Origin of the sequence: Trebonia sp. (assembly GCF_049794275.1) — a bacterium.
Lineage (GTDB): Bacteria > Actinomycetota > Actinomycetes > Streptosporangiales > Streptosporangiaceae > Trebonia.
Genome location: NZ_JBARCR010000457.1, coordinates 1 through 10,219 on the forward strand (window position 1 = coordinate 1; position 10,219 = coordinate 10,219).

The 10,219-nt window shown below is 64.6% G+C and carries 11 protein-coding genes and 1 pseudogene; 10 read left to right on the forward strand and 2 right to left on the reverse strand.

Annotated elements, in window-relative coordinates:
* The 3 genes from WA805_RS12550 to WA805_RS12560 form a co-directional block, all read left to right on the forward strand.
* A partial coding sequence (locus WA805_RS12550; RefSeq protein ID WP_425242420.1) for a thiamine pyrophosphate-dependent enzyme occupies positions 1-610 on the forward strand: 610 nt, incomplete at its 5' end.
* Positions 611-630: 20 nt separating this feature from the next.
* On the forward strand, positions 631-1,722 hold the full coding sequence (ychF, locus tag WA805_RS12555; RefSeq protein WP_425242421.1) for a redox-regulated ATPase YchF: 1,092 nt from the start codon (positions 631-633) through the stop codon (positions 1,720-1,722).
* Between the two features lie 51 nt (positions 1,723-1,773).
* Positions 1,774-2,301, forward strand: a complete 528-nt coding sequence (locus WA805_RS12560; protein ID WP_422340896.1) for a GNAT family N-acetyltransferase — start codon at positions 1,774-1,776, stop codon at positions 2,299-2,301.
* Between the two features lie 392 nt (positions 2,302-2,693).
* On the opposite strand, the gene WA805_RS12565 is transcribed toward WA805_RS12560, so the two are convergent.
* Positions 2,694-3,716, reverse strand: coding sequence for an IS630 family transposase (locus WA805_RS12565; protein WP_425242422.1), 1,023 nt, complete (start codon positions 3,714-3,716; stop codon positions 2,694-2,696).
* A gap of 218 nt (positions 3,717-3,934) precedes the next feature.
* Here WA805_RS12565 and WA805_RS12570 point away from each other — a divergent pair, with 218 nt between their 5' ends.
* Together WA805_RS12570 and WA805_RS12575 are read left to right on the forward strand one after the other, a co-directional pair.
* The gene (locus WA805_RS12570) at positions 3,935-4,351 is read left to right on the forward strand and encodes a hypothetical protein (RefSeq protein ID WP_422273934.1); all 417 of its coding nucleotides are present in this window, start codon (positions 3,935-3,937) and stop codon (positions 4,349-4,351) included.
* 229 nt (positions 4,352-4,580) lie between these two features.
* On the forward strand, positions 4,581-6,083 hold the full coding sequence (locus WA805_RS12575) for a sulfatase (RefSeq protein WP_422273936.1): 1,503 nt from the start codon (positions 4,581-4,583) through the stop codon (positions 6,081-6,083).
* A 73-nt stretch (positions 6,084-6,156) separates the two neighbouring features.
* Here WA805_RS12575 and WA805_RS12580 read toward each other — a convergent pair.
* Positions 6,157-6,303, reverse strand: a pseudogene (locus tag WA805_RS12580) (helix-turn-helix domain-containing protein); the annotation flags it as partial.
* Positions 6,304-6,607: 304 nt separating this feature from the next.
* Here WA805_RS12580 and WA805_RS12585 point away from each other — a divergent pair.
* From WA805_RS12585 to WA805_RS12605, 5 genes are all read left to right on the forward strand, one after another.
* Complete coding sequence (locus tag WA805_RS12585) at positions 6,608-7,438, forward strand: family 16 glycosylhydrolase (RefSeq protein ID WP_424558682.1); 831 nt, start codon at positions 6,608-6,610, stop codon at positions 7,436-7,438.
* Positions 7,439-7,665: 227 nt separating this feature from the next.
* Entirely contained in the window at positions 7,666-7,902 is a 237-nt protein-coding gene (locus WA805_RS12590; protein WP_422286040.1) for a hypothetical protein, read from the forward strand.
* A 494-nt stretch (positions 7,903-8,396) separates the two neighbouring features.
* Entirely contained in the window at positions 8,397-9,245 is an 849-nt protein-coding gene (locus WA805_RS12595; RefSeq protein ID WP_422273942.1) for a conjugal transfer protein, read from the forward strand.
* Between the two features lie 124 nt (positions 9,246-9,369).
* Positions 9,370-9,630 carry a hypothetical protein gene (locus WA805_RS12600; RefSeq protein WP_422273944.1) on the forward strand — a complete coding sequence of 87 codons (261 nt, stop codon included), beginning with the start codon at positions 9,370-9,372 and terminating at the stop codon, positions 9,628-9,630.
* A 27-nt stretch (positions 9,631-9,657) separates the two neighbouring features.
* Positions 9,658-10,219 (forward strand): conjugal transfer protein (locus tag WA805_RS12605; protein ID WP_425242423.1); only part of this gene is annotated, 562 nt, incomplete at its 3' end.

The window sequence follows — 10,219 nt, forward strand, 5'->3', positions numbered from 1 at the left end:
GGGGGAGGTGGCGGCGCACCGCGCCGCGCTGCGCGCGGGGTGGCAGGCGGGGTACGCTCCGGGCCGGCTGAACCCGTCGGAGGTCGTCACTACCGTGCGCTCGGCCTCGCCTGCCGGGACGGTGATGACGACTGACGTGGGGTCGCACAAGATCATGGCCGGCCAGGCGTGGACCGCGTTCGCGCCACGGGAGACACTGATCACGAACGGGCTGTCGGCGATGGGGTTCGGGCTGCCCGCGGCGATCGGCGCCGGGGTGTCAGGTCCAGGCCCGGTCGTGTGCCTGGCCGGGGACGGCGGGTTCGGGATGACCGCGACAGAGCTGGCGGTCGCCGCGCGGCTCGGCCTGGGGCTCGTGGTGGTCGTCTTCTCCGACGGCAGCCTGAACAGGATCGAGCTGCACCAGGCCGCGATGGGCTACCCGCTGACCGCGACCGCCGTGGACCGGGTGGATATCCCCGTGCTGGCGGAGTCGCTCGGCTGCGACGGCGTGCGGGTGGAGAACGTGTCCGGGCTGGAGAAGGCGCTGTCTACGGCGTTTTCCGGCCGGGTCCGGCCGCTGGTCATCGAGGCGCGCATCGACACGTCGCAGTACGCCGCGCAGTACTAGCGGCACTAAACTCGCGGTACGTGAGCCTGTCTATCGGAATCGTCGGGCTGCCCAACGTGGGCAAGTCCACCTTGTTCAACGCGCTGACCCGGGCGGGTGCGCTCGCGGCGAATTACCCGTTCGCCACGATCGAGCCGAACGTGGGCGTGGTCGGCGTTCCTGACCCGCGGCTGGGCGCGCTTGCCGGGCTCTACAACTCCGCGCGAATAGTGCCCGCCTCGGTGCGGTTCACCGACATCGCCGGCCTCGTGCAGGGCGCCTCGCAGGGCCAGGGCCTGGGCAACCAGTTCCTTGGCCACATCCGGGAGACGGACGCGATCTGCCAGGTGGTCCGGGTCTTCGCCGACCCGGATGTGACGCGGGTGGAGGGGTCCGCGGACCCGGAAGGCGACATCGCGACGGTCGTGACCGAGCTGATCCTCGCCGACCTGCAGACCCTCGAGAAGGCGCTGCCCCGGCTGGTGAAGGAGACGAAGTTCTCCAAGGACCCCGAGCGGCTCGAGGTGGCCGCGGCGGCGGAGGCGGCCGTGGGGGTGCTGGACAGCGGGACGACGCTGTACGCGGGCGCGGCCGCGGCGGGCATCTCGCTGCCGGCGCTGCGGGAGCTGCACCTGCTCACCGCGAAGCCGTTCCTCTACGTCTTCAACATGGACGTGGGGGAGCTTTCCGACGAGGGGCTGCGGAAGCAGCTCACGTCCCTGGTGGCGCCCGCCGAGGCGATCTTCCTCGACGCGAAGACCGAGGCGGACCTGACCGAGCTGCCGGAAGAGGAGGCGGCCGAGCTGCTCGCCGAGGCCGGGATGGGCGAACCGGGGCTGTCGCAGCTGGCGTCGGCCGGGTTCCGTGCGCTCGGGCTGCAGACGTTCCTGACCGCGGGCCCGAAGGAGACGCGGGCCTGGGAGATCCCGATCGGCGCGACCGCCCCTGAGGCGGCAGGCGTGATCCACACCGACTTCCAGCGCGGCTTCATCAAGGCGGAGATCGTGTCGTTCGGCGACCTGATGGCGGCGGGTTCGCTGGCGGCGGCCCGCGCCGTCGGCAAGGTCCGCGTCGAGGGCAAGGATTACGTCATGCAAGACGGCGACGTAGTGGAGTTCAGGTTCAATGTCTGAGCATCACATCGCCGTTGAACTGATATAAACCGGCGCGGTTACGATCGAGACATGCTCCGTCTGCGGCCGTTCCGGCAGCGCCAACTCCCGCTGACTGACCGCTGGTTCGCCGACGCCGACACTCAGCGATGGTTGGGTGGCCCGGGCTGGCCGGGTCTCATCCTCGATCTGCACAAGCGTCCATTGGGGGAGTACCGGGGTGCTGTCGAGACCGGCCGTTACAGTTGGCTGGCCTGGGACGGCGATACGGCCGTGGGTTATGTCGGCTGTGACACCTACGACCGCTGCACCACATGGGACGGCAGCCCGGACGGGCGCGGTGTGGTTAAAACTCTTCCCGTGCCGACCGCCAACCTCAGCTACGTGGTAGATCCGGCCCTGCGACGTCAGGGCTACGGCACGTCAATCATCGCCGCGCTGATGGCATCCTCCCAGATAACGCACGTCTCACTGTTTGTGGCAGGCGTGGAGCCTGCCAACACGGGATCGATCTCCTGCCTGCTCAAGAACGGCTTCCAGCCACTCGACCCGGCACCCGACTGGGAAGGCACGGTCTACTACGCCGGGGAAAGGATCTGATGGCTGCCGCTGACCTCGATCGTTGGAGCAGGTCACGGGCCTATGAGGGGCTGCTGAGGGCGGCGGAGGGCAATACGGTTGCTGCACTACAGGGTTTGCAGCGCTGAGGTCTCTGGCCGCCCCTGCAGGACGGCTCACCGACAAGGCCGCGGCGGTGTCCGGCGGCCAGCTAGTGCTGGCTCCGGACCTGGACACGCTCCCCGTCCCCAGCGCGGCACCAGCTGCCCGACCGCGCAGTCCTCCCCGGCCCCGCTCGCCCCGCAGCTCGCACGCCCACCGTCAGCGGGTCCGCGCCGGCCGGCCCGAGCCCGCTGATTTCATGATCACGAAAGAAAAGTACGCGCATAGGAGATTTTTCTTTCGTGATCTAAGGGGAAAGTGTGTTTCTGGACTCAGGCCAACGAGTCGCGGATGTACCTCAGCGCTGCGTCGCCGAAGAATGACCTGATCTTCTCCGGCAATGCCTTCAGCTTCGCAAGGGCGGCTTGGGCGAACTGGGCGAGTTCATCCTCGCTCCTCACGGATGCGCGTCCGAGGTTGTCGTGCTTCACGTTCTTCCAGACCCACTCGTCGGGATTGAGTTCGGGTGAATATGGAGGCAGGAAGAAGAGCGTGAGCATCCCATTGCTTTCTGTGGCGTATGCCTTGAGGATCTTCGCGCGGTGCACCTGGCTATTGTCCATAATCAGGAACACCGGCCGGCTGGCGTCCGCGATGAGGGCCTTGCAGAATACAAGGAACTCTTCCTGCTTGATTCCCTCTTCATGGACCTGGAAGTGGAGTTCACCGCGAGCGCTGATAGCGGAAATCATGGAAATCGATCGCGTCTTTCCAGAGCCGGCTACCACCGGGGTCTTCCCGATCGGCGCCCAGGTGGTGCCGGCATGGTAGTTGGTCCGGACGCTGGCCTCATCTGCGAAGAAAATCGCCGCCCCCTCCTTCTTGGCCCTGGCCTGGATCTGCGGGAAGGTCTGCTCTTTCCATTCTGCGACCTTTTCCGGGTCCTGCTCGTATGCCCGGTACAGTGGCCGCTGGGGAGACAAGCCAAGCTTCGCAAGAACGTTCCCGACGCTGACAACCGAAAGGCGCACGCCGAACTGGCGGAAGATCAGCTCCTGTATCATCCCGCGGGTCCACAGCGCCAGCCCGAAAGAAAGCTGCCGCGGGTCATTGCCGACTATGAGCCGGAGCAGTTGCGACATCTGCCCGTCGTCAAGCCTTGACTTAGGGCCGCGCGTTTTCTTGGTCCTGAGCGCCTCCGCCCCGTGTGCACGGTACGTCTTCTGCCATTCAAACACCGACGCTCTCGAAACCTTCAGGACTTTCACGATATCGTCCGCGGAAACGCCATTCTCAAGCGCCTGGCATGCGGACAAGCGCTCTTCGTATGTTGCCCTCCGGCCCTTAATCGCCACGAATAGGATACTATCGCAGACGCGAGCAAGAGTCCAGGAACCTACTGACTTATTAGATCATGCTGAGCGCCGCGACTGAGATCCTCGCCGGCCCCGGCCGCCGTAGACCCAGGCCTTTCAGCGTCTGTAATAAGAGTTGCCGGGTCGGCTGTGAGGCAGAATTTTGCTCGTGCACCACTTACTTCGACCACCGGTCGCGACTACCTTAGGGTATGGACGTGCAGGCACATGAGGACGTCGCTGCGGCGGCGGCCGCGCATAGCGAACTGGGTCATGAGTACGAAGGTGCCCTGGCCGAGGGGCTGATCGAAAGGATCAGCTCGGAGATCGACAAGCAGGTAGACACCCGACTGGCGCAGCGTGGCATCCAGCCCTCCGGCAGCGCGTGGGCAAACGTCGCCATGGGCCTGGGCTCGGTGGGGCTCGGTATCGGCGCCACGGCAGTGACGCTGCATTCCCTGTCCAGCACCGGCACCGTACCCAAGGCAACAGTCGTCCTGGGCCCATTCCATGCATCCGTGATGTCAAGCACCACCTCGATCAGCACCGCCCAGGTAGTCCTTGTTGTGCTGATCTGGGTCGTCATCGCGGTCGTCAACATCGCCTACGCCCGCCGTCGTCTAGGTAGTTCCTAGTCAGCAGGTCAAAGACGGCCAGGAGGTCCGCTTGACGTTTAAGCGTCTACAGGTGGAGTTCCGCTTCAACGTCTGAGCATCCGCCTGTGCGTGTTGAAGTCGGCCCCGCCGGGTTGCGCCCCGTCACAGCGGAAAACCAGGAAGTCAGGCTGTTCTCTCACGGGAGCACCAGCGAACTCTTCAGGAATGTACCGGCTCACGACAACCGAGGCTCATACGGTTCATGTCCGTGCGCAGAATACGAGTCCGCCGATTGTCCGTGGTCCTGCTGGCTGGCGCCCTGCTTGCCGCTGTCGGCTGTACCTCATCATCCTCGTCATCGTCCTCGGCCAGCGCCTCGTCAAGTTCCCCGGCCTCGCCGCCGGGTTCAACCTCCTCCGGGTCGCGGCCGAACTTCGTCTTCGTCCTCACCGACGACCTGGCCTGGAACCTGGTCAGTCACATGCCACACGTGCTGGGCCTGGAGAAGGCCGGCACCACGATGTCGAAGTACTACGTGGTTGACTCGCTGTGCTGCCCGTCGCGTTCGGCCATCTTCACCGGCGAGTATCCGCACGACGACGGGGTCTTCACCAACTCCGGCTCGGACGGCGGGTACGCCACCTTCAACGCCCACGGCGACCAGCAGAAAACCTGGGCGGTGGCGCTGCACGCGGCCGGCTACCGCACCGCGATGATGGGCAAGTACCTGAACGGCTACCAGCCGCGCGACCCGATCCCGCCCGGCTGGGACGAGTGGGACGTGGCCGGGAACGGCTACCCCGAGTTCAACTACAACCTCAACGAGAACGGCAAGGTGCAGCATTACGGTGCCCAGCCGCAGGACTACATGGTCGACGTGCTGTCCGCCAAGGCGGGCGCATTTATCGACTCCGCCGCCGGCTCGGGCCAGCCGTTCATGCTCGAGGTGGCCACGTTCGCGCCGCACGCGCCGTACACTCCGGCGCCCCGCTACGCGAACGCCGCCGCGCAGGTGCCTTACCCCAAGTCCCCGGCCTACGACCGGCTGCCGTCTAACGCCTCGTCGTGGCTGCAGGACCACCCGCCGCTTTCCGTCCAGGAGCAGGCCACGATCACGACGGACTACCGCAAGCGGGTCGAGGCCGACCTGGCCGTCGACGACATGATCGGGCACCTGGAAGCCGAGCTCCAGGCCAGGGGCGTGGCCAACAACACTTACTTCATCTTCAGCTCCGACAATGGCTACCACATGGGCGAGTACCGGCTCGATCCCGGCAAGCAGACCGCGTTCGATACCGACATCCACGTGCCGCTGATCGTCACTGGTCCCGGCGTCCCAGCCGGGCGGGTCGACGGCCAGCTCGTCTCGAATATCGACCTGTGCCCCACGTTCGAGACGCTGGCCGGCCTGCCCGTCCCGGCCACAGTCGACGGGCACAGTCTGGCCGTCCTATGGCACGGGCAGGACCCGCCCGGTTGGCGGCAGGCCATTCTGATCGAGCATCACGGCCCGGACAACAGCCCGGCGGACCCGGACCGGCAGAACAATCAAGAGGGTGATCCGCCCAGCTACGAGGCGGTCCGCACCGCGAACGCGCTGTATGTGCGGTACGACAATGGCCAGCAGGAGTACTACGACACCGCCACCGACCCGTACGAGCTGAACAACGTCGCCAGCAAGGGCATCCCGCCGGACCTGCCTAAGGCGCTCAACGCCATGGAGAACTGCCATACCGCCGCCGCCTGCTGGGCCGCCGCCCACCTGAGCTGACTCCGGCGCGGAGATTGCGGACCGTCTCCTTACCATCCAGTGGCCCGAAGGTCTATCGGTCGTTAACGCTGGCCGCCAGCAGCTCCACCGTCTCATTCACGTACCGCCAAGCCGTCGCCACCTCAACCCCGAACCCAGCGGCCAGATCGGCGAACCTCTCGCCTTTGCGCAGGTAGGGCAGGACGAGCAGCGTCTGCCGCGCCGGGTCCAGCTTCCGCCACGGCCAAGATGAAAATGGTTCACTTGGTGAGCCTTTTCCCAAGAAGCGTGGAGGGCTACTTTGCCCACTACCTCCGTGTACTGCTGGGTTACCAGATGGGAAGGTCTGGTGAATTAAGTTTACTATCTTTTTGAAGTTCGTGATAATCAGTGTGCTAGTGATGGATGGAGGGAATTTTGAAATCGCACCTTTTCGCTGAGTACATGGTCGTCACGTGGTATGGATTATTCACTGCCCAGTATGCTTAAATGTACTGGCCTGGTTGAGGAGCCTTCCCCTGGAAGGTCAATTGAGGAGGCGGCACATGCTAGCAATGTTTGAGAAGGCCCTATTCGGGCTATTCAAGAGCAACGGCGGAAAAATCCGCAAAGTATGGATCACCGTGCTGCCGACCGCATTCGCAGTGGTATTTGCGTTGCCCGCAGTGGCGCAGGCGTCAGTTACCGGACCATTCACGTTCGGCAGTTTCACCGACGTTTGTGCCGCCTATCATGGCTTCGAGGGCAATCCGGCCGGCGCGGACTGCAACGCGACGCAATCCGCGGCCCAGTTCACCTCAACGTTTAACCCGTCGCAGGTCAGCGAGAGCGGCAGTCCAACGGTCGTCAATCTCGCGATGAACTCTGCGGCAACCGTTTCCGGAGCGGTCAGTACCGAATATCACTTGACTCCTCCGCTAACCCTCAGCGCACAGGTCAACCTGCCCTGTAATGCATCAGAGGACATCTACAACTGGCCGGCGGTCTGGCTGGAGAGTGCTGGTGACGCGCAAGAGATCGACATCGCCGAAGGCGACGTAAGCGGCGGCGCTGGTCTGACCTGGACCTACTGGTGGACCGACCCGACCAAAGGAATGGAGAAGGTATACGGACAACCCTCTGGAAATTGGTGTGGGATGCACACCTACTCAATCAACTGGAGCAGCTCAGCCGTCACGATCACCTGGGACAGCACGCAAGTCGCTGACGTCACGACCGCACAAACTGGCGGCGACCCCCTCGATCAGGGACCGATGTGGCTCAACATCGACTACGCCGACGGGAAGTACGGTCTCACGCAAGGTGGTAACACCCTGGCCATCGACAACCTGACCTGCACGGCGGGCACAGGCGGTTCATGCAACACCGGAGGCTGAAGCTTCTTACCCATTAGGGCCGGAAGGAGCGGCCCAGATGCGTGTCTGTGCTAATGAGTTCTGCTACGCCAGCGTCGGCACCAGGAGCCTCAGCCGAGTCGCCGCTACCTCCCGGCTGTTCCTGTCTCTCGCCGCCGGGAAGCTGTAATGCAGGCATCCGGATTGGCCGCCCCGCTGTGGGTAGTGTCTCCGTCCGTTGACCTGGTAGCCACGGAAGGAGCCCGATAATGATGCCAGACGGTGCTGGCCGCGGCGCGATGCTCGAGGAAGCCATGCGTGAGCTCGAGGCGGCCATCCACGACGCACGGGTGGCGTTCGACTGCATCGGTCTTGGCGAGATCGATCGTGCGCACACCAGCGCGGTGACCGCCAGGATCGCTATCGACGCCGCGATGACCGCCATGCAGACGGCGCTGGCTCAGACGTCTACCCCGGCGCCGAGCCAGCCGGCCGCCAGCGACTAACCCCCGCCCTGCTGTCCGCGAGCACGTCCAGCCGTGCCTTCCGGCGCGCGAGGGTGATTGGGGGCCCGATGACATGAACCGCCGGTCCCGCTGTTGCGTTTCTGTGAGTGAAGGGTTACTTTCAGCAAACGGGTTCGCGGCCTTGCGGGCCTTACCAGAGTCATCTGTGACTGGAGGTAACTCCAAATGTCAGCTGTGACTGGAGGTAGCTCCAGGATGGAAACGTGCGTTTTGTTTGGGCCAAATGCCCCACATCGGGCGAATTTTTGCCGCAGACTGGAGCACGAGACCGGCAGGTGGGAGCGCGCCCGTACCTGGCCGTCCAGGCACGGGCGCGGGCGGAGGAGTGTATGTCACCCAGGCCTAGCGTCGCTAGCCTCGACAGCGGTACGGAGTCACCCGAGTACGGTGGCGGATCGCCGACGGCTGGACGAGGCGCGCTGGCTGCGAAGCCGTTGTGGAGCGGCAGCGGCGGACGCTGGCTGCTGTGGCCCATGCGGATCGTGCTCTGGGCGGCGATTCTCATAATCGGCTATCGCGGCATCTCGGCGATCGTGCTGAATGAGACGCCTTCCTCCACTTCCTCCGGGAATGGCGCGGCTGCTACCCCGGTGCCTTCCGGGCCGTCCTTTCCTGTGCCGCTCGGTTCCGCTTATGCTCTTCAGTTCGGTCAGGTCTACCTGAACTTCAGTCCCAATAATGCGACCGCGCGAGCACGCGAGCTCGCCGCATTTATCCCGGCCAATGTACGCGCGCTGCAGCCCCAATTCGGCTGGAACGGCGCCGGGACAATGCAGCTCGAGTCAGAGCAGGTAGCAGGTGTGGACGCGCGCAGCGCCCATACGGCGGTGGTAACGATTCTCGCTACGGTCAACGGCAGTTTGATCGAGATCGGCGTGCCGCTTTATGCGTCCGGCCGCGGAATAGTAGTGTCTGGCGAACCGGCCTGGCTTCCCACGCCGTCGGTCGTGTCCCCGCCGAACTCGCCGGCGGCCGCTTCCGATCCAGCCGCGCAGAGCGCGCTGGCGAGCCAGCTGCCGGCCTTCTTCCAGGCGTACGCAAGCGGCGACCAGGCCACGCTGAACCGCTTCCTCGCGCCGGGGGCCTCGGTCGGCGGGCTCGGCGGCGCGGTGAGCTTCGGGTCGATCGCCAGCATCACCGTCCCGCGGGGAGGCGCGACACGCGACATCACGGTGACGGTCAACTGGGTGCTGTATGGCCAGGTCAGCCAGGCTGCACCGCAACTCGCGGCAACTTACGATGTCTCGGTAATCGACCAGCCAGGCGGGAGATGGTATGTAAGGGAGATCCGTGCATCTACGCAGCCGATGGGGACCCAATGACCTGGTTCACGTCACCCTTGGTCGTGCCGTGCAGCGGCATATGTACGACCGAGGGTGCCAGGAGGCCTGCCCCGGGCCTAAGGCATCCCGGACAGCTCACTGATGTCCACGGAAGGGAAGGTTGATGTCAGTTCAGATCCTCGCCGCGGCGGCCCCGCAAGCGGCGATCAGTACCCAAGGCCTAGTCACGTATCTACAGAGCCTTTTCGGGCCGCTGTTCCTGGGGATAGTCGGCATCGTCGCGCTCTTCTTCCTGTTCACTCGCGAGATCACCCGGTTCGTGCAATTCATCGTCCTCGCCGTCGCGATCGCCGTGATCTTCTACACCCCCAGCATAGTCCAGACACTGGCTACGGGAATAGCAAATGCGCTTGGGGTCCACTGACGATTTCTCGAAGCGGAGCGCTGATTAGTGGACCTGCCTACTTATACGAATATATGGCGAATAGAAAAGCGGCTGTACAAGCTGTACGACTTCCGGCTGCCTATGCCGCTGCCAATCAACTGGATCGCCGTATTCGTCGGGATTACGGTGCCCTATATCGTTTTCCTGATCGCGATAGGGCTGCCATTCAATCACACCCTGGTATGGCTGTATGTGCTGCCGCCTGGCCTGCTTACGTGGCTCACCACCCGGCCGGTCATCGAGAATAAGCGGCTGCCCGAACTCGTGGAATCCCAGGTCCGCTACCTGACTGAGCCGCGCGTCTGGACCCGGCTCACGCCGCTCAACGAAAAAGACCAGATGGTGGTCACCGCCCGCGTGTGGCATGCCCGCCAGGCGCCGCAGCGGCGCAAGGCGGCCACGGCCAGGGCAGCCGCGGGCACCGTGGCGCTGCGCGGACGGAACGCGCTGGCCCGCCGCGTTGTCGCCGCCACGGTTACTGGTGATCCCGCCGAAGGCAACGCGCCGTTGGCCGCCGCTTCCGCGCTAGCCGCCACCCCCGCGACGGCGGCGAACTCCCGGTCCCGTG